The organism is Mycolicibacterium duvalii (assembly GCF_010726645.1).
Taxonomy (GTDB): Bacteria; Actinomycetota; Actinomycetes; order Mycobacteriales; family Mycobacteriaceae; genus Mycobacterium; species Mycobacterium duvalii.
This window is the reverse complement of sequence record NZ_AP022563.1, coordinates 4453207-4476838: the sequence shown is the minus strand read 5'-3', so window position 1 is coordinate 4476838 and position 23632 is coordinate 4453207. Positions and strand designations below refer to the sequence as shown.

Here is a 23632-nt window from a genome sequence, read left to right as displayed (position 1 = left end):
CCGGCCGGTGCCGCCCGAAACTGGTGTCGGGCGGTCCCCGGCGGCGCGGTTAGTGTTCGGCTGTGGGGATTTCCGGGGGGCGGTCGCGCAGCGACAAAGAGCTGCTCGCCGCGCATGTCGCCGGTGACCCGTACGCCTTCGAGGAGCTGTTCCACCGCCACCACCGTCAGCTCTACCGGCTGGCCGTGGTGACCAGCCGCAGCCCGCACGACGCGGCCGATGCGCTGCAGGACGCGCTGCTGGCCGCGCACCGGGCGGCCGGCGGTTTCCGGCACGACTCGGCCGTGAGCAGCTGGCTCTACCGCATCGTGGTCAACGCCTGCCTGGACCGGCTCCGGCGCAACAAGTTCTATGTGTACGAAGAGATCGACGACAGCCACTTCGACGCCGTGGACCCGACCTCGAAGGTGGATACCGCCGTGGCGGTGCAGCGCGCGCTGATGCGGCTGCCCGTCGAGCAGCGGGCCGCGGTGGTGGCCGTCGACATGCAGGGATACTCGGTCGCCGACACGGCCCGGATGCTCGGCGTCGCCGAGGGCACGGTGAAGAGCCGGTGCGCCCGGGCCCGAACCAAGCTGGCCGCCGCGCTGCACTACTTCGCCGCCGACGCCGCCGTGGAGTGAACGCCGGCGGATATCCTCTCAGCCATGGACGGCGGCGGGGGTTGCGAATCCCCAGACCCTGGCACCGGGGATGTGACCACGGACGTGCTGGCCGACCTGCAGGCCGGTCTGCTCGACGACGCGACCGCGGCCCGGGTGCGCCGCATCGTGCGCACCGACCCACACGCTGCGCAGACGCTGGCTGGTCTGGACGCCGTCCGCCGCCACCTCGCCGAGCTGGGCGCCGACCCCGACAGCGCGCCCGCGGTGCCCCCAGCTGTGCTCGCCCGGATCCGCGCCGCGCTGCGTGACGTGCCGCGGCGGTAGCCGCGCCGGGTAGCTGGGCAGGAACACACCCGCCTACCCTGGTGTTCAACCAAGCGGACGGCTTCGCACTCGTCGCCGGCAGAAAGGTGCTCATGACCTCCCCCACTCCAGTCCACGACCTGATCGTCATCGGTTCGGGCCCGGCCGGCTACACGGCCGCGATCTACGCCGCCCGCGCCCAGCTCAACCCGCTGGTCTTCGAGGGCAGTCAGTTCGGGGGCGCGCTGATGACGACCACCGAGGTGGAGAACTACCCCGGCTTCCGCGACGGCATCACCGGACCGGAGCTGATGGATCAGATGCGCGAGCAGGCGCTGCGCTTCGGCGCCGACCTGCGGATGGAGGACGTCGACGCCGTCGACCTGGCCGGCCCGGTCAAAACGGTCACCGTCGGCGACGAGACCCACCGGGCCCGCGCGGTGATCCTGGCCATGGGCGCCGCCGCCCGCCAGCTCGGCGTGCCGGGAGAGCAGGAGATGATCGGGATGGGCGTGAGCACGTGCGCCACCTGCGACGGCTTCTTCTTCCGCGACCAGGACATCGCCGTGGTCGGCGGTGGCGACTCCGCGATGGAGGAAGCCACGTTCCTGACCCGCTTCGCGCGCAGCGTCACCCTGATCCATCGCCGCGACGAGTTCCGCGCCTCCAAGATCATGCTGGAGCGGGCCCAGGCCAACGAGAAGATCACCATCCTGACCAACACCGCGGTAACCGCGATCGAGGGCGATCCGAAGGTGACCGGCATCCGGCTGCGCAACACGGTCACCGGCGAGGAGTCCGCGCTGGCGGTGACGGGCGTCTTCGTCGCCGTGGGCCACGATCCGCGCTCCGAGCTGGTCCGCGATCAGGTGGAGGTGGACGAGTCGGGATACGTGCAGGTGCAGGGCCGGACCACCTACACCTCGGTCGAAGGTGTCTTCGCCGCAGGCGATCTCGTCGACCACACCTACCGGCAGGCCATCACCGCGGCCGGAAGTGGTTGCGCCGCATCGATCGACGCTGAACGGTGGCTGGCCGAGCAGGCCGACCCCGGCGAAAGAACCTCCACCACAACCGATGACAGCGACTTGATCGGAGCCAACCAGTGAGCGACTCCAAAACGGTCACCGTGACCGACGATTCGTTCGCCGACGACGTACTGGCCAGCGGCAACCCGGTCCTGGTCGACTTCTGGGCGACCTGGTGCGGCCCCTGCAAGATGGTCGCACCGGTGCTCGAGGAGATCGCCGCCGAAAAGGCCGACGTGCTTAGGGTCGCCAAACTCGACGTCGACGAGAACCCCGCCACCGCGCGCGACTTCCAGGTGGTGTCGATCCCGACGATGATCCTGTTCAAGGACGGTCAACCCGTCAAACGCATCGTCGGAGCGAAAGGTAAAGCCGCCCTGCTCCGCGAGATCGGCGACGTGCTGTAGCACCCGATATCGGTCGGACACCTGTCCGATACGGCACTGTGGCCATAATTCACAACGCCGTTGGGCCTGGGGTTTTCCCGATTCCGTTGGCTGTCTGCGACAATCTGGCTATGTCGAGTCTGCGTCGCGGTGACCGCGGGGGTGCGGTCACCGAGATCCGGTCCGCACTGGCCGCGCTCGGCATGATCGAGGACGCAGACGCCGATCTGACCACCGGCAAGCACGTTGCCGTCGACGTCTTCGACGAAGAGCTCGACCATGCGGTGCGGGCGTTTCAGCAGCACCGGGGACTTCTGGTCGACGGGATCGTCGGCGAGGCGACGTTCCGGGCGCTCAAGGAAGCCTCCTACCGCCTCGGCGCGCGAATCCTGAACCACCAGTTCGGCGCACCGATGTACGGCGACGACGTCGCGACGCTGCAGGCGCGCCTGCAGGATCTCGGGTTCTACACCGGTTTGGTCGACGGGCATTTCGGCCTGCAGACCCACAACGCACTCACGTCCTACCAGCGCGAGTACGGCCTGTACCCCGACGGCATCTGCGGTCCGGAGACGTTGCGCTCCTTGTACTTTCTCGGTTCGCGAGTCACCGGCGGGTCACCCCATGCCATACGTGAAGAAGAACTGGTCCGCAGCTCCGGGCCGCGGCTGTCGGGCAAACGCATCATCATCGACCCGGGCCGCGGCGGCAGCGACCACGGCCTCATCATGACCGGACCCGCGGGGCCGGTCAGCGAAGCAGACATCCTGTGGGACTTGGCCAGTCGGCTGGAAGGCCGAATGACCGCGATCGGCATGGACACCTTCCTGTCGCGTTCGGTGCACAACGCGCCCACCGACGCCGAGCGAGCCGCCACCGCGAACACCGTCGGTGCCGACTTGATGATCAGCCTGCGGTGCGACACCCAGGACAGCCCGGCCGCCAACGGCGTCGCGTCCTTCCACTTCGGCAACTCCCACGGTTCGGCGTCGACCATCGGCCGCAACCTGGCTGATTTCATCCAGCGAGAAGTCGTGGCCCGCACCGGATTACGTGACTGCCGGGTACACGGTCGGACCTGGGATCTGCTCCGGTTGACCCGGATGCCGACGGTGCAGGTCGACCTCGGCTATCTCAGCAATACCGGTGACCGGGAGACCTTGGTGTCGCCGTCGGCCCGCGACTCGATCGCCGAGGGCATTCTCGCCGCGGTCAAGCGGCTCTACCTGCTCGGCAAAAACGACCGTCCCACCGGCACATTCACGTTCGCCGAATTGCTGGCCCACGAGTTGGCGGTCGATCAAGCCCGCCGCAGCTGACCCCGCACGCCGGCACCGGCACCCACCGGTTGCTCGAGTTGCGCGCTGAGCAGCAGCCGCTCCAACGCTTCCTCCACACCGGCTTTCCAACCCAGTCCCTGTTCGAGTTCCAGCCGCAGCCGCGGGAAGTACCGGTGGTGGGTCACCACTTCGAAGCCGGCATCGAGCAACAGATCGGTGGCCAGCACGCAGTTGCCCACCGCGCAGTCCCCCAGCACCTCGAGCACCGGCCGCACGTCGGGCGGAACCTCGGCCTCTTCGCTCAGTGCATCGACCTCTGCGGACCGGCCGAACGCCTCCAGGGCGCGCACGCCGCGGCTGACCAGGTCCCCGACGACGGCGGTGATCAGAGCTCGCGACAGCCCCTCGAGTTCCTGCTGGCCTTCCACGCCCAGCGTGGTCAACAACACCGCATCGGCGCTGACCGGTCCGGTCGGGAACCGGCGGGCCCGCGGCACGGTGCGCGGCGGTGCATAGAACACGTATCCCAGGCACGGCTCGTCCTCGACGTCGCAGTCCGCTCCACTACCGTGGGCGGCGCCGCGGTCGCGCACGGCCAGCTGACCGCACGACCCCCACTCCAGCATGACCATCGACAGCCAGGCTTCCTTCTCGAACTCCGGATCTGCCAGGTGATCGTCGCCGCCGACGGTCGTCGGGTCCACCTCCCAGTAGGTACAGCGCCGCGCATGCTTGGGTAGCTGCTCGAATGCTTCGAGCCGAAGAGGCGTGATGCGTGTGGTCACTACGCTCCCGGGGGTCTCCGCCGCGCCGAGTGACGAGGCTGCCCTACCAGGATAGAAGCCCGGCGCAAGTACGGCCCCGGCTGCGGCGCACCACCGCCGCGATTGCAGCCGAGCGATGAAATCGGTTGCGTCTCAGTTGGTTTGCCACGCGGTTGATCGTCGCCGGGACCGCGGGCACCGAGCGTGTCACAGTGACGTAATTCGCCGGTGTGGTCGGTCACTGCTTGGACGTGTTCATGAGCTCAACGATGCGCTGCAGATCGTCCACCGAGCCGAACTCCACGACAATCTTGCCTTTGCGCTTGCCGAGACTCACGGTCACCCGGGTGTCGAAGGCCGTCGACAGCTGCTCGGCGACATCCTGCAGGCCCGGCATCTGGATCGGCTTGCGCCGCGGTGCGGCCGGCGGGGTGTTGCCCTCCCGATTGGCCAGCGTGACCGCTTCCTCAGTCGCCCGCACCGACAGACCCTCGGCGACGATGCGGGCCGCGAGCTCCTCCTGGGCTTCCGGCCCACCTTCAAGCGAGAGCAGCGCGCGGGCATGCCCGGCGGACAGCACCCCGGCGGCGACCCGCCGCTGGACGGCAATCGGCAGCCGCAGCAGCCGGATCATGTTGGTGATCACCGGTCGCGACCGCCCGATGCGGGAAGCCAGTTCATCGTGGGTGACGCCGAACTCGTCGAGCAGCTGTTGGTAAGCCGCCGCTTCTTCGAGCGGGTTGAGCTGCACTCGATGGATGTTCTCCAGCAGCGCGTCACGCAGCATGCTGTCGTCGGCGGTCTCGCGGACGATCGCGGGGATCGTCGCGACCCCGGCCTCCTGGGACGCACGCCAGCGTCGCTCCCCCATCACCAACTGGTAGCGCTGAGCGCCCGCGTCCTGACCGTCCTCGACGGGCAGGGCCCGCACGACGATCGGCTGCATCAGGCCGAACTCCTTGATGGAGTGCACGAGTTCGGCAAGCGCCTCTTCGTCGAACACCTGGCGGGGCTGCCGCGGGTTCGGTTCGATCGCCGACAGCGCGATCTCGCGGTACACGGCCCCTGCGGGGTTCTCGGCCGGCGGCGGCGGTGCGCCGCCACCGAGCACGACGTCCGCGGCGGCGTCCCCCATGCGCGGCCCGGTGGTGGCGCGTTCGCCGCCCTCCGCGGGACCGGTGGGAATCAGCGATGCCAATCCCCGGCCGAGGCCGCTCCGCTTACGCGCCGCGTTGTTCATCGCTCCCCTTTTCTCTTGTCACCGTGACTGCTCCCGGCGACGCTCACCCTTCGAGCTCTCCACGCGAAGCCAGCTCGCGGCTGGCGTCGAGGTAGCTCATCGCCCCGCGCGAGCCCGGGTCGTAATCCATGATCGTCATGCCGTAACCGGGTGCCTCGGAGACCTTCACGCTGCGTGGGATCACGGTGCGCAACACCTTGTCGCCGAAGTGAGCGCGCACGTCCATCGCAACCTGGTCGGCCAGCTTGGTCCGCCCGTCGTACATCGTCAGCACGACCGTGGTCACGTCCAGCTCGGGATTGAGGTGCGCCTTGACCATCTCGATGTTGCGCAACAGCTGGCCGACCCCTTCGAGCGCGTAGTACTCGCACTGGATCGGGATCAACACCTCGGGTGCCGCGACGAGAGCGTTGATGGTGAGCAGACCCAGTGAGGGCGGGCAGTCGATGAAGACGTAGTCGAAGTCGTGGTGCTTGAGTTCCGCGAGCGCGGTCCGCAGGCGCCCTTCTCGGGCCACCATGCTGACCAACTCGATCTCGGCACCCGCCAGGTCGATGGTCGCGGGCACGCAGAAGAGCCGTTCACTGTGCGGGCTGCGCTGCAGCGCCTCCTCCACCGGGATGTCACCGATCAGCACCTCGTACGACGATGGCGTACCCGGCCGGTGCTCGATCCCGAGCGCGGTACTCGCGTTGCCCTGCGGGTCGAGATCGATGACGAGCGTGCGAGCGCCTTGCAGTGCCAGCGCCGCGGCGATGTTCACAGCCGTGGTCGTCTTTCCGACGCCGCCCTTCTGGTTGGCGACGGTGAACACCCGTTGCCGTTTCGGCTTCGGCAACTCACCGCGGGTCGCCGCGTGCAGGAGGCGCACCGCCCGCTCAGCCTCCGCACCGATCGGCGTGTCCACGTCGTGCGCGCTCCACGTTTCACGTGAAACATCGGTGGCGCCCGGCTTACCGGGGTTTGACATCACCCGCGTCTCCTTCCCGGCTGCCGTGGCGCCGACTTCTTCTCCAATGAGCCTATGACGACTGTCGCCGGTGGATCGACATATTGCGAACCACACACCGCAACCCGTATGTCGGCGAACCCGGCGGCAGCCAGTGCGCGGGAGTGCTCGGCGACCTCAACGGCCGCCCGCTCCCCCTTGATCGCGATCATCCTGCCGCCCTGCCGCAGCAATGGCGCACTCCACTGCGCGATCCGGTCCAGGGCGGCAACCGCCCGCGAGACCACTACGTCCATCTCCCCGACCTCGTCGCGCACCGCGCGGTCTTCGGCCCGGCCGCGTACGACAGCACAATCCACACCGAGCATCCCGGTCACTTCGCGCAAGAAATCGCTGCGCCGCAACAGCGGCTCTATCAGCGTCACCCGCACATCCAGTCGAGCCAGCGCCAGGGGTATCCCCGGCAACCCCGCTCCGCTCCCGATGTCGGCGATCCGCTCACCCGGCTGCAGAAGCTCACCGACCACTGCGCTGTTGAGAATGTGACGCTCCCACAACCGGTCCACCTCGCGGGGACCCAACAGTCCCCGCTCTACACCGGCGCCGGCCAGGACCTCCGCATAGCGCTGAGCGATCTCGGCGCGGTCGCCGAACAGCTCGCGCACGGCCGCGGGGGGCGGCGGCACGTCCGCACGTTTCACGTGAAACATCCTCCATCGAACGCGCCGGTACGAACTACATCGATGTAACTCTCAGTCGATCAGCACGACGACGCGGCGCGACGGCTCCACGCCTTCGCTCTCGCTGTGCACCCCCTGCACGGCCGCCACGGCGTCGTGCACGATCTTGCGTTCGAACGGCGTCATCGGCGCCAGCTCTTCGCGTTCCCCGGTCTCGAGCACCCGGTGCGCGACCTTGCTTCCCAGCGCGGCCAGTTCGTCACGCCGGCGCTTCCGCCACTGCGCGATGTCGAGCATCAGTCGGCTGCGCTCCCCCGTCTTCTGGTGCACGGCCAGCCGGGTCAGCTCCTGCAGCGCATCGAGAACCTCGCCCTTGCGGCCGACGAGCTTGTTCAGATCGGTGCCCCCGTCGATGCTGACGACCGCGCGGTCGCCCTCGACGTCGAGGTCGATGTCCCCGTCGAAGTCCAGCAGATCCAACAACTCCTCGAGGTAGTCGCCGGCGATCTCGCCCTCGGCGACCAACTTCTCCTCGAGGTCCTCTCCGGTGCCGCTGTCGGCGTCGACCCGCACGTCGGCGTCAGGTTCGGTGGTCTCGGTCTCGGTCTCGGTCATGTCTACCTCTTTCTCGTCCGCGGTCGACCCGCGTCTCAACGCTTCTTCTTCTTCGGCCGGGCACCGGGTCTGGGGCTGCGATTGGTCGCCCCTTTCGGACCGCCGGAACCGTTCGGCTTCTGCGCACCGCTCTGTGCCTTGGTCGCCGACTGGCCGCCGCGGCCCTCGCCGGGTTCTGCCTTGGCCGCCGCCTGCGGCGAATTTCCGTTTTCCGCCGACGTCACCTCGGGGGCCGAGACGCCGTCACCGTCGGCCTTCTTCTTCCGGCTGGGCTTCGCGCCGGGCGCGGGCGCATTGGCGGCGCGGCGCTCGATCGCCTCCTGCTTCTTGAGCTCTTCTTCCTTCTCGATCTTGCCGAAGACGTAGTGCTGCTGGCCGAAGGTCCAGATGTTGTTGGCGAGCCAGTACATGATCACCGCCAGCGGCAGGAACGGTCCGCCGACGACGACGCCGAGCGGGAACACGTACAGGGCGAGCTTGTTCATGATCGCGGTCTGCGGGTTGGCCGCAGCCTCGGGGCTCTGCCGCGCCACCGAAGCACGGCTGTTGAAGTAGGTCGCGATGCCGGCCAGGATCATGATCGGGACGCCGACCCCGATGACAGCGGCGCGGTTGAATTCGGTGAACGCGTCCAGGCCGCTGGTCTGGATCATCGTGGCGCTCAGCGGAGCACCGAACAGGTTCGCGTCGAGGAAGTTCGCCACGTCGGTCGGGCTGAAGAAGTAGTTGCCGGTCGCGCGGTTCTGCTCCACGGTCAGTTGCACCTGCCCGAAACCGCCCTGGGTCCGGTTGAACGACCGCAGCACGTGGAACAGGCCGAGGAACACCGGGATCTGGGCCAGCATCGGCAGGCATCCCAGCACCGGGTTGAACCCGTGCTCGCGCTGGAGTTTCTGCATCTCCAACGCCATCCGTTGGCGGTCCTTGCCGTACTTCTTCTGCAGCGCCTTGATCTGGGGTTGCAGCTCCTGCATCTGGCGGGTGGTGCGGATCTGGCGGACGAACGGCTTGTAGAGGATCGCGCGCAGCGTGAACACCAGGAACATCACCGACAGCGCCCAGGCGAAGAAGTTCGACGGACCCAGCAGGAAGGCGAAGACCTTGTACCAGACCCACATGATCGCCGACACCGGGTAGTAGATGATGTCGAGGCTGAAGAAGTTGAACACTCAGTTGACTCTTCTCTTGAGATACCGGTCGGTCCCGGTTTTCGCTATGCCACAGCCACATTCGGCCATTGCGTCACTGTGACTCTGGCAGTCCGGGTGCCGATCCGGGATCGGATCCCACCCTCCGTTATGCCACGGCCCGCATTTGAGCAACCGCACCGTCGCCAGCCATCCGCCCCGCAGCAACCCGAACTCGGTCAGCGCCTCGACAGCGTATTGGCTGCACGTCGGGGTGAACCGGCAGGTGGGTAACCGCAGCGGGGAAATCGTGTGGCGGTACAGCTGGATCAGATAGATGACCGCGCGTGCGGGCCGAGCGGTCATGACGCTTCTCCCCGACGCTGGCGGATGCGTTGGAGTGCGGTGCGCAATTCCTGCTCCAGGCGCGCGGACACCGCGGCGCGACTGCCCGGCAGCGCTCGGATGACGACCCGATCATCCGGGTCCAGTTCGGTGAGCACATTGCGCGCGACATGCCGCAGACGACGGGACACGCGATGCCGTTGCACCGCATTGCCCACTGCTTTGGAGACGACCAGGCCGATCCTCGGTCCGGGTTCACCGGTTGCGTCAGAGCGCAAGGTGTAGACCACGAGGTCCGGCTGTGCCGCCCGCACCCCGCGACTGACTGTGGCGCCGAACTCGGTCGACCGGGTCATCCGGTGTTGCGCCGGAAGCACCGTGTCAGACCTTGGACCGGATCACGCAGTCAGTGAACGACGGCCCTTGCGGCGACGATCCGACACGATCGCGCGGCCGGCCCGAGTGCGCATCCGCAGCCGGAACCCGTGCACCCGCGCCCGGCGACGGTTGTTGGGCTGGAAGGTCCGCTTGCCCTTGGCCACGGCAGTCACTCCTTGTTGAGTCTGGCCCCCGCGCAACCGCCCGCCACGTCACGTGGCACGCGTCGCGCGATCGGCCGTTGGTAAGCTCGTCCGTCTCGCATTGTTAGCCGGCGCGGTGCCCCGAGACCGGGTCGCAGCCGTATCGCCACGTACGGGCGACTGTTCGAGGGTACTGACGAGTTTTGGCTGGGTCAAACCTGCGTCGGCGGAGCCTGACCTGCTGCCCACACGGCTCCGGCCGCGCGTCGGCGGCCGCGTCTGCCCACCTCAGCGGCATCACAGATGTCACTGCCGTCACGCTTGCCTGGACCTATTGAGCCAGACCACATTCCGGTCCCACGCAATGTTGCCGAACTGTTGGCACCCGGAGAGAAAACTGTTAGCTTCTGGCAGAGCCGATTCCATACCCGGAACGGCGGACGACAACGAAGCGAGGACAACCGCCCCCGCCGCGAGCCCACTGAGCCCCATGTGCGACTGCTCCGACACGCGGTTTCCCCGCCGGTAGACAACCGAACGACGGCGACGTCCCTTCTCCACAGGTTGTGGATAACTTTGTGGACAGTTCGTCATCGTTCATTTGGCCGTTCTACGATGGCCGGCGAGGGGGTGCTTGTCATTGACGGCTGACCCCGACCCACCGTTCGTGTCCATCTGGAACAACGTCGTGGCCGAGCTGAACGGCAACGGCAACCCGTCCAACGGCTCACTGACCCCCCAGCAACGGGCCTGGCTCAAACTCGTGCAGCCGTTGGTGATCACCGAAGGGTTCGCGCTGCTCTCGGTGCCCACCCCGTTCGTGCAGAACGAGATCGAGCGGCATCTGCGTGAGCCGATCGTCGCCGCGTTGAGTCGCCAGCTGGGCCAGCGCGTCGAGCTCGGGGTGCGCATCGCCGATCCCCCACCGCCGTCGGACGACGGGCACAACGGATATTCGGAGGGTTATTCGGACGGCCATCCCGCCTCCGCCGACACCGGGGACGCGGCCGACGACCTGGTCGACGACGACCTCGCCGCACAGGCCAGCGCCGAGGCCAACTGGCCGAGCTATCTGTCCCAGCGTGCCAAGAGCGACGACAGCGACGACCCGACCGCGATCAATCTGAATCGCCGGTACACCTTCGACACGTTCGTCATCGGCGCGTCGAACCGGTTCGCCCACGCCGCATCCCTGGCCATCGCCGAGGCCCCCGCCCGCGCCTACAACCCGCTGTTCATCTGGGGTGAATCGGGTCTGGGCAAGACTCACCTGCTGCATGCCGCCGGCAATTACGCGCAGCGACTGTTTCCCGGGATGCGCGTCAAGTACGTCAGCACCGAGGAATTCACCAACGACTTCATCAACTCGCTGCGTGACGACCGTCGCGCGTCGTTCAAGCGCACCTACCGCGACATCGACGTGCTCCTGGTCGACGACATCCAGTTCATCGAAGGTAAGGACGGCATCCAGGAGGAGTTCTTCCACACCTTCAACACGCTGCACAACGCCAACAAGCAGATCGTCATCTCCTCCGACCGGCCGCCCAAACAGCTCGCGACTCTGGAAGACCGGTTGCGCACCCGCTTCGAGTGGGGGCTGATCACCGACGTTCAGCCGCCCGAGCTGGAAACCCGCATCGCGATCCTGCGCAAGAAGGCGCAGATGGACAACCTCGACGTGCCCGGCGATGTACTCGAGCTGATCGCCAGCCGCATCGAGCGCAACATCCGCGAACTCGAGGGTGCGCTGATCCGGGTGACCGCATTCGCGTCGCTGAACAAGACCACCATCGACAAGTCACTGGCCGAGATCGTGCTACGCGACCTGATCTCGGATCCGTCGACGATGCAGATCAGCACCGCGGCGATCATGGCGGCCACCGCCGAGTACTTCGAGACCAGCGTCGATGAGCTGCGCGGCCCGGGCAAGACCCGCGCGCTGGCGCAATCCCGCCAGATCGCGATGTATCTGTGCCGCGAGCTCACCGACCTGTCCCTGCCCAAGATCGGGCAGGCGTTCGGCCGCGACCACACCACAGTCATGTACGCGGAGAAGAAGATTCGCGCTGAGATGGCTGAGCGCCGTGAGGTTTTCGACCACGTCAAGGAACTCACCACCCGCATTCGTCAACGCGCCAAGCGCTGACTCGCCCTCCCCCCGTTTTCCCGCCGGCCGCGCTGGCCGGCATCTCCTTTCTGCGGCGTGTCGCGCTGTCGTGTCCCGGCGAGTCCGCGATCGGGACCAAAAAACTTGCGTCTCCCCCGTCACAACGGTCACATCTGGTCCTGTGCACGGCGTGTGGACAACCTGCTGATGAACGCCCGGAAAATGTCAGCACTCATGCACAGCCGCGTCGTCATCCCCACCATCGGCGCGGCCGTTCCGGGCCTGTCCCCAATCCACTCACACCCGTCGACCGGCGCTGGCCTGCGTGAAACGCCTGTTATCCCCAGAGTGCACAGGACCTATCACTATTACTCAGATATCTCTTTCACTTTCTTCTAGAAGAAGGCGGTTGGGGAAGGACCGGTCACACCCCTGTCCCGGCCCTCTTCGGCGCGGGAATGTCACCCCGATCGTTTAGCTTTCAGATTGACGCTGAAAGCTCTACGGTGGTTCATCGACAGCCGTTCCGGTCGTCGCGCTGCGCCTGGCCGGCGCGGCCTGCGCCGCCGTGAACTCGCTGCAAGAGGCTTATCGGGGTGTGCATCGAAGGGACGCTATGGACGTGGCGACGACAACGGCAGGGCTGACCGACCTGAAATTTCGGCTGACCCGCGAGGAGTTCGCCGATGCAGTCGCCTGGGTGGCACGCAACCTGCCGTCCCGTCCGACGGTCCCGGTGCTGGCCGGGGTGCTGCTGACCGGCTCCGATGACGGTCTGACCATCTCCGGATTCGACTACGAGGTGTCCGCAGAGGTCCAGATCCCCGCTGAGATCGCCTCTCCGGGAAGCGTTTTGGTCTCCGGGCGGCTGCTCTCCGACATCGTCAGGTCGCTGCCGGCCAAGCCGGTCGACGTCAGCGTCGAGGGCACCCGGGTGGCGCTGACCTGCGGAAGTGCCCGATTTTCGCTTCCCACCATGGCCGTTGAGGACTATCCGACGCTGCCCACATTGCCCGATGAGACCGGCGTGGTGTCGGCCGACCTGTTCGCCGAAGCGATCGGCCAGGTGGCTGTCGCGGCCGGACGGGACGACACGCTGCCGATGCTGACCGGTATCCGGGTCGAGATCGCCGGGGAGAAAGTGGTTCTCGCCGCCACCGACCGATTCCGGCTGGCCGTACGCGAGCTGACCTGGTCGACGGCCACGCCCGGCGTCGAAGCGGCGGTTCTGGTACCCGCCAAAACGCTGGCGGAAGCCGCCCGCGCCGGCACCGACGGCACCGAGGTGCACTTGTCGCTGGGCTCGGGTCCGACCGTCGGCAAGGAAGGGCTGCTGGGTATCCGCAGCAAGGGCAAGCGCAGCACCACCCGCCTGCTCGACGCGGAATTCCCGAAATTCCGGCAGCTGTTGCCCACCGAACACACCGCCGTGGCAACCCTGGGCGTCGCCGAGTTGACCGAGGCAATCAAGCGCGTTGCGCTGGTCGCCGATCGCGGCGCGCAGGTGCGCATGGAATTCGCCGACGATGTGCTCCGGCTCTCGGCCGGTGCCGACGACGTCGGCAAGGCCGAGGAGGACCTGCCGGTGCAGTTCTCCGGAGACCCGCTGACCATTGCGTTCAACCCGAGTTACCTGACCGACGGTCTCGGATCGTTGCATTCCGACCGGGTCACCTTCGGGTTCACCACCCCCAGCAGGCCCGCGGTGCTGCGGCCGGCCGGCGAGGACGACACCATCGCCACCGGCGCCGGCCCGTTCCCGGCCGCGCAGACCGACTATGTCTACTTGTTGATGCCCGTCCGACTTCCGGGCTGACCGATCACGACGACGAACGGGAGCGCAGGCATGCAGGTGGGTCTGGTCGGCCTGGGCAAGATGGGGTTCAACATGCGCGCGCGGCTGCGCGACGCCGGCCATGAGGTCATCGGCTTCGACCCGCGCCCGGAGGTCTCCGACGTCGCGTCGCTCGAAGACCTGGCCAAGGCGCTGTCATCCCCGCGGGTGGTGTGGGTGATGGTGCCCTCGGGCACGGTCACCGATCAGACCATCGTCAGCCTGGCCGGGATCCTGGGTCCTGGAGACCTGGTGATCGACGGCGGCAACTCCCGCTACACCGAAGACCAGCCTCACGCGAAGTTGCTGGGAGACAACGGAATTGCGTTCGTCGACGCCGGTGTGTCCGGCGGCGTGTGGGGGTTGACCGAGGGATACGGCCTGATGGTCGGCGGCGCAGACGAGGACGTGGCCCGCGCGATGCCGATCTTCGACGCGTTGCGTCCCCCGGGTCCGGTCGAGGACGGGTTCGTCCACGTCGGCCCGGTGGGGGCGGGCCATTTCGCGAAGATGGTGCACAACGGTGTGGAGTACGCGCTGATGACCGCGTACGCGGAGGGCTACGAGATGCTCGCCGCCGAGGACCTGGTGCGCGACCCGCAGGCGGTTTATCAGGCGTGGTCCAACGGCACGGTGGTGCGGTCGTGGCTGCAGCAGTTGCTGGCCAAGGCGCTGCGCGAGGATCCCGACCTGGCGCAGATCAGCGGATACACCGAGGACTCCGGGGAAGGCCGCTGGACCGTCGAGGAAGCGATCCGGCTGCGGGTGCCGGTCCCCAGCATCGCTGCCGCCCTGTTCGCCAGATTCCTTTCCCGTCAGGAAGATTCACCGACCATGAAGGCGGTGGCAGCGCTGCGCAACCAGTTCGGCGGGCATGCGGTCAAGCGCGTCAGCGAGTCGGGATGACGGAGTGAGTCGGTGTACGTCCGCCACCTCACCCTGACCGATTTCCGGTCCTGGCCCCGCGCGGAGCTGGAACTGCAGCCCGGTCGCACCGTCTTCGTCGGCCCCAACGGGTTCGGCAAGACGAATCTGATTGAGGCCCTGTGGTATTCGGCGACACTGTCGTCACACCGGGTCGCCTCGGACGCGCCGCTGATCAGGGCCGGTACCGAACGCGCCGTGGTGTCGACGATCGTGGTCAACGAGGGCCGGGAACTCGCCGTGGACCTGGACATCACCGCCGGTCGGGCGAACAAGGCCCGCCTGAACCGCTCCCCCGTACGGTCCGCCCGCGAGATCCTCGGGGTGCTGCGCGCGGTGCTGTTCGCCCCCGAGGATCTGGCGCTGGTGCGCGGTGACCCGGGGGAACGGCGGAAGTTCCTCGACGAGCTCGCCACCACCCGCAGACCCCGGATCGCCGGGGTACGAGCCGATTACGACAAAGTGGTGCGTCAGCGCACCGCGTTGCTCAAGACCGCGACGGCGGCGCGTTTCCGCGGGGACCGCTCCGCGCTGGACACCCTCGACGTGTGGGACGGTCATCTGGCCACCCACGGGGCCCAGTTGATCGCCGCCCGCGTGCAACTGGTCAACGCGTTGGCCCCCGAGGTGGAGAAGGCCTACCAGCTGCTGGCTCCGGCGTCGCGGCCTGCGGGGATTCGCTACCGCAGCGGAGTGGACATCATCGAAGCCGAGGCGTCCGCCGGCACCGTCGACCCGGAGGTGTTCGAAGCCGCGCTGCTCGACGCGTTGAGCCGCCGCCGCGAGGCCGAACTGGAGCGCGGGGTGTGTCTAGTCGGACCGCACCGCGACGACCTGGAATTGCGACTCGGCGACCAGGTGGCGAAAGGATTCGCCAGTCATGGGGAATCATGGTCGATGGCGCTGGCCCTGCGCCTGGCGTCCTACGAACTGCTGCGCGCGGAGGGAGGAGACCCGGTGCTACTCCTCGACGACGTGTTCGCCGAACTCGACAGCGCGCGGCGGCAGGCGCTGGCCCAGGTCGCCGGCACGGCTGAACAGGTGCTGGTGACCGCCGCGGTCGGCGAGGACATTCCGGCCGACTGGGATGCCCGGCGCATCGACATCGGTATGACCGACAGCGATTCCGGTCGGGTCTCGCAGGTGTCGGAATGACCGGCCCCGACGAGAACACCGCGGGTCCACCGGCTCATCTGGCCGGGTTGAAAGGCATGGACCTGGTGCGCCGGACCCTGGAAGAGGCCCGCGGCGCTGCGCGCGTACAGGGAAAGGATGTCGGTCGCGGCCGCACCTCCCCGGCGCCGCGCCGGACGCCGGCGGCGGGTCGACGACGCTGGTCCGGCCCCGGCCCCGACCACCGGGACCCGCAACCGCTGGGTGCGGTGACCAGCGACCTGGCCCGCACCCGCGGCTGGGCCGGGAAGGTGGCCGAGGGCTCGGTTTTCGGGCGCTGGCGCGCCGTGGTCGGCGACCAGATCGCCGACCACGCCGAGCCGAAGTCGCTGCACGAGGGTGTGCTGACCGTGACCGCGGAATCGACGGCATGGGCCACCCAATTGCGGATGGTGCAGGCTCAACTCCTCGCCAAGATCGCCGCCGCGGTCGGCGACGGGGTGGTGACCGCGGTCAAGATCGTCGGGCCGGTGGGGCCGTCGTGGCGCAAAGGGCCCTACAGCGTGCCCGGGCGTGGACCGCGCGACACCTACGGGTGAGATCGCTCGGTTGCCTGAGAGTCACCAGAACGAATCCGAATACCATCCACGCCGTCAAGACCTATCTCGATCCGAGAAAATCCGCGCACGGCGCGATCAGGTATGTGGAAACGCCGCCGCAGCGTCGGTCCTGACGGTCTTTACCGGTAGAGTGGTCTCCAGATCTGCGGGTGGTATGTGACCGCTCGCTTGCGAACCCCAAGGAGACGCGTCCAACGTGGCTGCCCAGAAGAAGAATGCTCCCAGTGAGTACGGCGCCGATGCCATCAAAGTGCTCGAAGGTCTGGAAGCGGTCCGTAAGCGCCCGGGCATGTACATCGGGTCCACCGGAGAGCGCGGCCTGCACCATCTGATCTGGGAGGTCGTCGACAACGCCGTCGACGAGGCGATGGCGGGGTACGCCACCAAGGTCGACGTCCGTCTGCTGGAGAACGGCGGGGTCCAGGTCACCGACGACGGCCGCGGCATCCCGGTGGCCATGCACTCCACCGGTGTCCCGACCGTCGACGTCGTGATGACGGTGCTGCACGCCGGCGGCAAGTTCGAAGAGGGTGCCTACCAGGTGTCGGGCGGTCTGCACGGCGTCGGCGTCTCGGTGGTCAACGCGTTGTCCACCCGGTTGGAAGCCGACATCCGCCGCGACGGCTTCGAGTGGTTCCAGACCTACGACCGCTCCGTGCCCGGCACCCTGCAGAAGGGCGAGAAGACCACCAAGACCGGGACCACGATCCGGTTCTGGGCCGATTCGGGCATCTTCGAGACCACCAACTACGACTTCGAGACGATCGCACGCCGGTTGCAGGAGATGGCCTTCCTCAACAAGGGTCTGACCATCGAGCTGACCGATGAACGCGTGACCGCCGAGGAAGTCGTCGACGACGTGGTCAGCGACCACGCCGAAGCGCCCAAGACGGCCGAGGAGAAAGCCGCCGAGGCCAGCGCTCCGGTGAAGGTGAAGCACCGGGTGTTCCACTATCCCGGCGGACTGGTCGACTTCGTCAAGCACATCAACCGCACCAAGAACCCGATCCAGCCCAGCGTGATCGACTTCGAAGGCAAGGGCGACGGCCACGAGGTCGAGATCGCGATGCAGTGGAACGCCGGCTACTCCGAATCCGTGCACACCTTCGCCAACACCATCAACACCCACGAGGGCGGCACGCACGAGGAAGGTTTCCGCGCGGCGCTGACGTCGGTGGTCAACAAGTACGCCAAAGACAAGAAGCTGCTCAAGGACAAGGACCCCAACCTGACCGGCGACGACATCCGCGAGGGCCTGGCCGCGGTCATCTCGGTCAAGGTCTCGCAGCCGCAGTTCGAGGGACAGACCAAGACCAAGCTGGGTAACACCGAGGTCAAGTCCTTCGTGCAGCGGATCTGCAACGAGCAGCTCAGCCACTGGTTCGAGTCGAACCCCGCCGAGGCCAAAACGGTGATCAACAAGGCGGTTTCGTCGGCCCAGGCGCGGATCGCGGCGCGCAAGGCCCGGGAGCTGGTGCGCCGCAAGAGCGCCACCGACATCGGCGGGCTGCCGGGCAAGCTGGCCGACTGCCGGTCCACCGACCCGAGCAAGTCCGAACTCTATGTGGTGGAGGGTGATTCGGCCGGCGGCTCGGCCAAGAGCGGCCGCGACTCGATGTTCCAGGCGATCCTGCCGCTGCGCGGCAAGATCATCAACGTCGAGAAAGCCCGTATCGACCGCGTGCTGAAGAACACCGAAGTCCAAGCGATCATCACCGCGCTGGGCACCGGTATCCACGACGAGTTCGACATCTCCAAGCTGCGCTATCACAAGATCGTGTTGATGGCCGACGCCGACGTCGACGGCCAGCACATCTCCACGCTGTTGCTGACGTTGCTGTTCCGGTTCATGAAACCGTTGGTGGAGAACGGGCACATCTTCCTGGCCCAGCCGCCGCTGTACAAGCTGAAGTGGCAGCGCAGCGACCCTGAGTTCGCCTACTCCGACCGCGAGCGTGACGGGTTGCTCGAGGCGGGCCGCGCCGCGGGCAAGAAGATCAACGTCGACGACGGCATCCAGCGCTACAAGGGCCTCGGTGAGATGGACGCCAAGGAACTGTGGGAGACCACGATGGATCCGTCGGTGCGGGTGCTGCGCCAGGTCACCCTCGATGATGCCGCCGCGGCCGACGAACTCTTCTCCATCCTGATGGGCGAGGACGTCGAGGCGCGCCGCAGCTTCATCACGCGAAACGCCAAAGACGTCCGCTTCCTTGATGTTTAACGACACCCCGCCAGTCACGAGGACAACTACATGACCGACACCACGTTGCCCCCGGGCGACGACGCCAGCGACCGCATCGAGCCGGTTGACATCCAGCAGGAGATGCAGCGCAGCTACATCGACTACGCGATGAGCGTGATCGTCGGGCGCGCGTTGCCCGAGGTGCGCGACGGCCTCAAGCCGGTGCACCGCCGCGTGCTTTACGCGATGTTCGACTCCGGCTTCCGACCGGACCGCGGCCACGCGAAATCCGCGCGCTCCGTTGCCGAGACGATGGGCAACTACCACCCCCACGGCGACGCGTCGATCTACGACACCCTGGTCCGGATGGCCCAGCCCTGGTCGCTGCGCTACCCGTTGGTCGACGGCCAGGGCAACTTCGGTTCCCCGGGTAACGATCCGCCGGCCGCCATGAGGTACTGCGTCACCGGCGACGCGTTGGTGCGGTTACCACTGGGGCGGTCGGTGCGCATCGATGAGGTCGTACCCGGAGCGAAACCCAACTCCGACAACGCCATCGATCTCAAGGTCGTCGATCGCCATGGCGATCCCGTGGCAGCTGACAGGCTGTTCCACTCCGGCGATCATCAGACATACACGGTGACCACCGCGGAGGGATATACGGTCACCGGTACCAGCAACCACCCTCTCTTGTGTCTGGTGGATGTCGGTGGTGTTCCGACGCTGTTGTGGAAACTGGTCGGTGAGATCACGCCCGGCGATACCGTGGTTCTCCAGCGCACTCCGCCAATGGAGTTCGGTCCGGCTGGATGGCAGGACACGCTGGAGGGCCTGCTTGCAGGCGCATTCATGAGCGAGGGCTTCGTCTCGGAGGAGCGAGCAGGGTTCAACAACCTCGACCGTGACTTCTTCAATAACGTCGTCGCTGCGTATGACGCTGTCATCGGTGGACGTCGATACGTCTCGAGTCGCCGGATCGCGTCGGGTTCGTTGTTGCACGAGTTGGATATCCAGAATCTCGAGTCGTTGCGCGGCTCGAAATTGGGCCTTGCTGTCGGGCAGCGGTCCGCGGACAAGTTCGTACCGAACTGGGTCTGGCAATCCCCGGCCGCAGTCAAGCGGGCGTTCCTCCAAGCACTGTTCGAAGGAGACGGTTCCTGCTCGAGCCTTCCTCGCAACACGGTGCAGGTCTCGTATTCGACTCGAAGCCGGCGATTGGCCGTAGACGTGCAGCAGATGCTGCTCGAGTTCGGTGTCGTTTCCCGCCGCTATCGGCATGCTGTCGGCGAATACAAGGTGGTCCTCACCAACAGAACCCAGGCGGAGCTGTTCGCCAGTCAAATCGGGTTCGGGGGGGCAAAACAGGAGAAGTTGCTGCGAATTCTGGCGGCACTGCCGAGCGACGCCGCCGGTCTTGATCGCGACTTCGTGCCCGGCCTGGCGCGATTCATCCGTGACCACGGGGGCGGCCGTTGGACCGACAAGGAGTGGCTGCGCAAGCACAACATCGACCGCATCTCGAGGTGGAAGCGTGGCGGCGCCGAGATACTGGGACGCATCGCCGACCCAGAGGTGCGCGCGATTGCTACGGAACTGACCGACGGCCGCTTCTACTACGCAACGGTGGCCGCGGTGGTCGACGCCGGCGTGCAACCCGTGTACAGCCTTCGGGTCGACACCGCTGATCATGCGTTCCTCACCAACGGATTCGTCAGCCACAACACCGAGGCGCGGCTCACGCCGCTGGCGATGGAGATGCTGCGCGAAATCGACGAGGAGACAGTCGATTTCGTCCCGAACTACGACGGCCGGGTGCAGGAGCCGACGGTCTTGCCGAGCCGGTTCCCGAACCTGCTGGCCAATGGCTCGGGCGGCATCGCAGTCGGGATGGCGACCAACATCCCCCCGCACAATCTGCGCGAACTGGCCGAGGCGGTCTACTGGTGCCTCGACAATCACGAGGCTGACGAGGAAGCCACACTGACGGCGGTGTGTGAGCGGGTCAAGGGCCCTGACTTCCCCACCTACGGTCTGATCGTCGGCTCCCAGGGCATCTCCGACGCATACAACACCGGTCGCGGGTCGATCCGGATGCGCGGCGTCGTGGAGATCGAAGAGGACAGCCGCGGTCGCACCTCGCTGGTGATCACCGAGCTGCCCTATCAGGTCAACCACGACAACTTCATCACCTCGATCGCCGAGCAGGTGCGCGACGGCAAGCTCACCGGCATCTCGAACATCGAGGACCAGTCCAGCGACCGCGTGGGTCTGCGCATCGTGATCGAGGTCAAGCGCGACGCGGTGGCCAAGGTGGTGCTCAACAACCTTTACAAGCACACCCAGCTGCAGACCAGCTTCGGCGCCAACATGCTCTCGATCGTCGACGGCGTCCCGCGGACGCTGCGCCTGGACCAGATGATCCGCCACTACGTCGATCACCAACTCGACGTCATCGTCCGGCGGACCACCTACCGGCTGCGCAAGGCCAACGAGCGGGCCCACATACTGCGCGGCCTGGTCAAGGCGCTCGACGCGCTCGACGAGGTGATCGCGTTGATCCGCGCCTCGGAAAGCGCCGATGTCGCGCGCACCGGCCTGATGGAGCTCCTCGACGTCGACGAGATCCAGGCCCAGGCGATCCTGGACATGCAGCTGCGCCGGCTGGCCGCGTTGGAGCGGCAGCGCATCGTCGACGATCTGGCCAAGATCGAGGCCGAGATCGCCGACCTCGAGGACATCCTGGCCAAGCCGGAACGGCAGCGCGCCATCGTGCGCGACGAGCTCAAGGAGATCGCCGACAAGTACGGCGACGACCGCCGCACCCGGATCATCCCGGCCGACGGCGACGTCGCCGACGAGGATCTCATCGCCCGCGAAGAGGTGGTCGTCACGATCACCGAGACCGGCTATGCCAAGCGCACGAAATCCGACCTGTACCGGAGCCAGAAGCGCGGCGGCAAAGGCGTCCAGGGTGCGGGTCTCAAGCAGGATGACATCGTCAACCACTTCTTCGTGTGCTCCACCCACGACTGGATCCTGTTCTTCACCACCCAGGGTCGCGTCTACCGGGCCAAGGCCTACGACCTGCCCGAGGCGTCGCGCACCGCGCGCGGTCAACACGTTGCGAACCTGCTGGCGTTCCAGCCCGAGGAGCGGATCGCGCAGGTCATCCAGCTCAAGACCTACGAGGATGCGCCCTATCTGGTGCTCGCGACCCGCAACGGGCTGGTCAAGAAATCGCGCCTGGTGGACTTCGACTCCAACCGGTCCGGCGGCATCGTCGCGGTGAACCTGCGTGACGGCGACGAACTCGTCGGCGCGGTGCTGTGTTCGGCCGACGACGACCTGCTGCTGGTGTCGGCCAAGGGCCAGTCGATCCGGTTCTCGGCGACCGACGAAGCGCTGCGCCCGATGGGCCGGGCGACGTCGGGTGTGCAGGGCATGCGCTTCAACGAAGAGGACCAACTGCTGTCGCTCAACGTGGTGCGGCCCGACACCTATCTGCTGGTCGCGACCTCGGGCGGCTACGCCAAGCGGACCGCCATCGAGGAGTACAGCGCCCAGGGCCGCGGCGGTAAGGGAATCCTGACGATTCAGTACGACCGCAGGCGTGGCACGCTGGTCGGCGCGTTGATCGTCGACGACGACACTGAGCTGTACGCCATCACCTCCGGAGGCGGCGTCATCCGGACCGCCGCCCGTCAGGTTCGCAAGGCCGGACGGCAAACCAAGGGCGTTCGCTTGATGAACCTCGGCGAGGGCGACACACTGATCGCGATCGCGCGCAACGCCGAAGCCGGCGACAGCACCGACGAGGTCAACACCGATGTCGACGCGACGGATGAGTGAGGAGTCGTAGGTGAGCTCACCCAACGAGCCGGGCCATTCCCGCGCCGGTGATGGTTCCGGCGGGGGTAACGGCTCGCCGACCCCCGCGAAGCCCGCGCCCGAGTCCGGCTCGTCCGGCGGCGACGTGCCCCCGTGGCAGCGGGGACCTGCGACCCGGGCCCGCCAGCATCAGGCGCCCGAGCCGACGGGCGAGGGCCGCCCGGGGACCAATCCCGGCGGTCTGGACGCGCGGTTGAACCGGTTCATGGCCGGCGGAGCGCCGCCGGAGACCGAGCAGGCCGGCCGCACCGCCGACCGGGCTCCGACCCCCGCGGAAAGGGCTCCCGACCGTCCGGCGGACCGGGCGCCGGAGCGCGCACCGGACCGTCCGGCCGACCGGACACCGGATCGTCCCGCCGACCGGGCCCCCGACCGCAACAAGGACACCCGCACCGAGACGATCCGTCCCGAGCAGGGCAAGCGGCCGGAGCCCGGGCCGGTGGCCTACGCCAGCGAGATCCCGGACCTGTCGGGTGCGGCTCCGCGCTCGGCACCGGCTGCGCAGCGCAAGCCGGCGGATCGGCCCGGCGCCGACCAACCTCCGCGGTCTCCCCGCCCGGCGCCGCCGTCGCGGGCGATCGAGGTGGCGTCGCGCCAGCAGCACCGGGGTCCGGTGCGGGCCAGCATGCAGATCCGGCGGGTCGATCCGTGGAGCACGCTGAAGGTGTCGCTGCTGCTGTCGGTGGCGCTGTTCTTCGTGTGGATGATCGCCGTCGCGTTCCTGTACCTGGTGCTGGGTGGCATGGGCGTCTGGTCGAAGCTCAACAGCAACGTCGGTGACCTGCTGACCAGCGCCAGCGGAAGCTCCGGTGGTGAGTTGGTCTCCAGCGGCACGATCTTCGGGGGCGCCGCGCTGATCGGTCTGGTCAACATCGTGCTGCTGACCGCGGCGGCGACCATCGGTGCGTTCATCTACAACCTGACCACCGACCTCGTCGGCGGTGTGGAGGTCACCCTCGCCGACCGGGACTGAACGCGGTTTGGGAGACAGGTTGCCGGTGAGGTAATCTCGTCGCTCGGCCGTGCGGTTTGACGGGGCTATAGCTCAGGCGGTTAGAGCGCTTCGCTGATAACGAAGAGGTCGGAGGTTCGAGTCCTCCTAGCCCCACGGAAAGGTG

The 23632-nt window shown here is 67.2% G+C and carries 21 protein-coding genes, 1 tRNA gene and 1 pseudogene; 14 read left to right on the top strand and 9 right to left on the bottom strand.

Annotated elements, in window-relative coordinates; all coding sequences use genetic code 11:
* Positions 1 to 62 precede the first annotated feature (62 nt).
* The 5 genes and pseudogenes from sigM to G6N31_RS21145 all read left to right on the top strand — a co-directional run bounded on the left by sigM (position 63) and on the right by G6N31_RS21145 (position 3641).
* Positions 63 to 623 (top strand): RNA polymerase sigma factor SigM, encoded by a 561-nt coding sequence (sigM, locus tag G6N31_RS21165; RefSeq protein WP_098005864.1) that lies wholly within the window; start codon positions 63 to 65, stop codon positions 621 to 623.
* Between the two features lie 24 nt (positions 624 to 647).
* A pseudogene (locus tag G6N31_RS21160) lies at positions 648 to 911 on the top strand (RsmA family anti-sigma factor); the annotation flags it as partial.
* 110 nt (positions 912 to 1021) lie between these two features.
* Complete coding sequence (gene trxB / locus G6N31_RS21155; RefSeq protein ID WP_098005885.1) at positions 1022 to 2017, top strand: thioredoxin-disulfide reductase; 996 nt, start codon at positions 1022 to 1024, stop codon at positions 2015 to 2017.
* Positions 2014 to 2343: a thioredoxin gene (gene trxA, locus G6N31_RS21150; RefSeq protein ID WP_098005862.1), complete on the top strand. Its 330-nt coding sequence runs from the start codon at positions 2014 to 2016 to the stop codon at positions 2341 to 2343. The genes trxB and trxA overlap by 4 nt, the downstream gene beginning before the upstream one ends.
* A gap of 110 nt (positions 2344 to 2453) precedes the next feature.
* A complete protein-coding gene (locus tag G6N31_RS21145) occupies positions 2454 to 3641 on the top strand; it encodes an N-acetylmuramoyl-L-alanine amidase (RefSeq protein WP_098005860.1) in 1188 nt (395 codons plus the stop codon).
* Here G6N31_RS21145 and G6N31_RS21140 read toward each other — a convergent pair.
* The 9 genes from G6N31_RS21140 to rpmH form a co-directional block, all read right to left on the bottom strand.
* Positions 3623 to 4387, bottom strand: a complete 765-nt coding sequence (locus G6N31_RS21140; protein WP_098005859.1) for an acetyltransferase — start codon at positions 4385 to 4387, stop codon at positions 3623 to 3625. The genes G6N31_RS21145 and G6N31_RS21140 overlap by 19 nt on opposite strands.
* Positions 4388 to 4604: 217 nt before the next feature.
* The gene (locus G6N31_RS21135; RefSeq protein WP_098005856.1) at positions 4605 to 5606 is read right to left on the bottom strand and encodes a ParB/RepB/Spo0J family partition protein; all 1002 of its coding nucleotides are present in this window, start codon (positions 5604 to 5606) and stop codon (positions 4605 to 4607) included.
* Positions 5607 to 5649: 43 nt separating this feature from the next.
* Positions 5650 to 6576: a ParA family protein gene (locus G6N31_RS21130; protein WP_098005854.1), complete on the bottom strand. Its 927-nt coding sequence runs from the start codon at positions 6574 to 6576 to the stop codon at positions 5650 to 5652.
* Entirely contained in the window at positions 6576 to 7256 is a 681-nt protein-coding gene (rsmG, locus tag G6N31_RS21125) for a 16S rRNA (guanine(527)-N(7))-methyltransferase RsmG (RefSeq protein WP_098005883.1), read from the bottom strand. The genes G6N31_RS21130 and rsmG overlap by 1 nt, the downstream gene beginning before the upstream one ends.
* A 51-nt stretch (positions 7257 to 7307) precedes the next feature.
* Positions 7308 to 7850 carry a Jag family protein gene (locus tag G6N31_RS21120; protein WP_098005852.1) on the bottom strand — a complete coding sequence of 181 codons (543 nt, stop codon included), beginning with the start codon at positions 7848 to 7850 and terminating at the stop codon, positions 7308 to 7310.
* Between the two features lie 35 nt (positions 7851 to 7885).
* Positions 7886 to 9019, bottom strand: coding sequence for a membrane protein insertase YidC (yidC, locus tag G6N31_RS21115; RefSeq protein ID WP_098005850.1), 1134 nt, complete (start codon positions 9017 to 9019; stop codon positions 7886 to 7888).
* Positions 9020 to 9343: a membrane protein insertion efficiency factor YidD gene (gene yidD, locus G6N31_RS21110; RefSeq protein WP_098005848.1), complete on the bottom strand. Its 324-nt coding sequence runs from the start codon at positions 9341 to 9343 to the stop codon at positions 9020 to 9022.
* Positions 9340 to 9699 (bottom strand): ribonuclease P protein component, encoded by a 360-nt coding sequence (gene rnpA / locus G6N31_RS21105; RefSeq protein ID WP_098005846.1) that lies wholly within the window; start codon positions 9697 to 9699, stop codon positions 9340 to 9342. Before rnpA ends, yidD begins: the two co-directional genes overlap by 4 nt.
* A 21-nt stretch (positions 9700 to 9720) precedes the next feature.
* Positions 9721 to 9864, bottom strand: a complete 144-nt coding sequence (rpmH, locus tag G6N31_RS21100; RefSeq protein WP_014818477.1) for a 50S ribosomal protein L34 — start codon at positions 9862 to 9864, stop codon at positions 9721 to 9723.
* 619 nt (positions 9865 to 10483) lie between these two features.
* Between rpmH and dnaA the strand changes: the two genes are divergently transcribed.
* From dnaA to G6N31_RS21055, 9 genes are all read left to right on the top strand, one after another.
* Positions 10484 to 11989 carry a chromosomal replication initiator protein DnaA gene (dnaA, locus tag G6N31_RS21095; protein ID WP_098005844.1) on the top strand — a complete coding sequence of 502 codons (1506 nt, stop codon included), beginning with the start codon at positions 10484 to 10486 and terminating at the stop codon, positions 11987 to 11989.
* Between the two features lie 583 nt (positions 11990 to 12572).
* Complete coding sequence (gene dnaN, locus G6N31_RS21090) at positions 12573 to 13766, top strand: DNA polymerase III subunit beta (protein ID WP_179964218.1); 1194 nt, start codon at positions 12573 to 12575, stop codon at positions 13764 to 13766.
* Between the two features lie 30 nt (positions 13767 to 13796).
* Entirely contained in the window at positions 13797 to 14690 is an 894-nt protein-coding gene (gene gnd / locus G6N31_RS21085) for a phosphogluconate dehydrogenase (NAD(+)-dependent, decarboxylating) (protein WP_098005840.1), read from the top strand.
* A gap of 12 nt (positions 14691 to 14702) precedes the next feature.
* Complete coding sequence (recF, locus tag G6N31_RS21080; protein ID WP_098005838.1) at positions 14703 to 15863, top strand: DNA replication/repair protein RecF; 1161 nt, start codon at positions 14703 to 14705, stop codon at positions 15861 to 15863.
* Positions 15860 to 16420: a DUF721 family protein gene (locus tag G6N31_RS21075; protein WP_163722293.1), complete on the top strand. Its 561-nt coding sequence runs from the start codon at positions 15860 to 15862 to the stop codon at positions 16418 to 16420. The genes recF and G6N31_RS21075 overlap by 4 nt, the downstream gene beginning before the upstream one ends.
* Positions 16421 to 16637: 217 nt before the next feature.
* Positions 16638 to 18665, top strand: a complete 2028-nt coding sequence (gene gyrB / locus G6N31_RS21070) for a DNA topoisomerase (ATP-hydrolyzing) subunit B (protein ID WP_098005834.1) — start codon at positions 16638 to 16640, stop codon at positions 18663 to 18665.
* A gap of 30 nt (positions 18666 to 18695) precedes the next feature.
* Entirely contained in the window at positions 18696 to 22475 is a 3780-nt protein-coding gene (gene gyrA, locus G6N31_RS21065) for an intein-containing DNA gyrase subunit A (protein WP_098005832.1), read from the top strand.
* A gap of 10 nt (positions 22476 to 22485) precedes the next feature.
* Positions 22486 to 23487 (top strand): DUF3566 domain-containing protein, encoded by a 1002-nt coding sequence (locus tag G6N31_RS21060; protein ID WP_098005830.1) that lies wholly within the window; start codon positions 22486 to 22488, stop codon positions 23485 to 23487.
* A 61-nt stretch (positions 23488 to 23548) separates the two neighbouring features.
* Positions 23549 to 23622 (top strand) — tRNA-Ile (locus tag G6N31_RS21055).
* Positions 23623 to 23632: the final 10 nt, after the last annotated feature.

Bases quoted from the DNA above. Each gene is read 5' to 3' on its own strand.
- trxB (WP_098005885.1), top strand. From the start codon at position 1,022: ATGACCTCCCCCACTCCAGTCCACGACCTGATCGTCATCGGTTCGGGC.
- G6N31_RS21145 (WP_098005860.1), top strand. From the start codon at position 2,454: ATGTCGAGTCTGCGTCGCGGTGACCGCGGGGGTGCGGTCACCGAGATC.
- G6N31_RS21135 (WP_098005856.1), bottom strand. From the start codon at position 5,606: ATGAACAACGCGGCGCGTAAGCGGAGCGGCCTCGGCCGGGGATTGGCA.
- G6N31_RS21130 (WP_098005854.1), bottom strand. From the start codon at position 6,576: ATGTCAAACCCCGGTAAGCCGGGCGCCACCGATGTTTCACGTGAAACG.
- G6N31_RS21120 (WP_098005852.1), bottom strand. From the start codon at position 7,850: ATGACCGAGACCGAGACCGAGACCACCGAACCTGACGCCGACGTGCGG.
- yidD (WP_098005848.1), bottom strand. From the start codon at position 9,343: ATGACCGCTCGGCCCGCACGCGCGGTCATCTATCTGATCCAGCTGTAC.
- gnd (WP_098005840.1), top strand. From the start codon at position 13,797: ATGCAGGTGGGTCTGGTCGGCCTGGGCAAGATGGGGTTCAACATGCGC.
- G6N31_RS21075 (WP_163722293.1), top strand. From the start codon at position 15,860: ATGACCGGCCCCGACGAGAACACCGCGGGTCCACCGGCTCATCTGGCC.
- gyrA (WP_098005832.1), top strand. From the start codon at position 18,696: ATGACCGACACCACGTTGCCCCCGGGCGACGACGCCAGCGACCGCATC.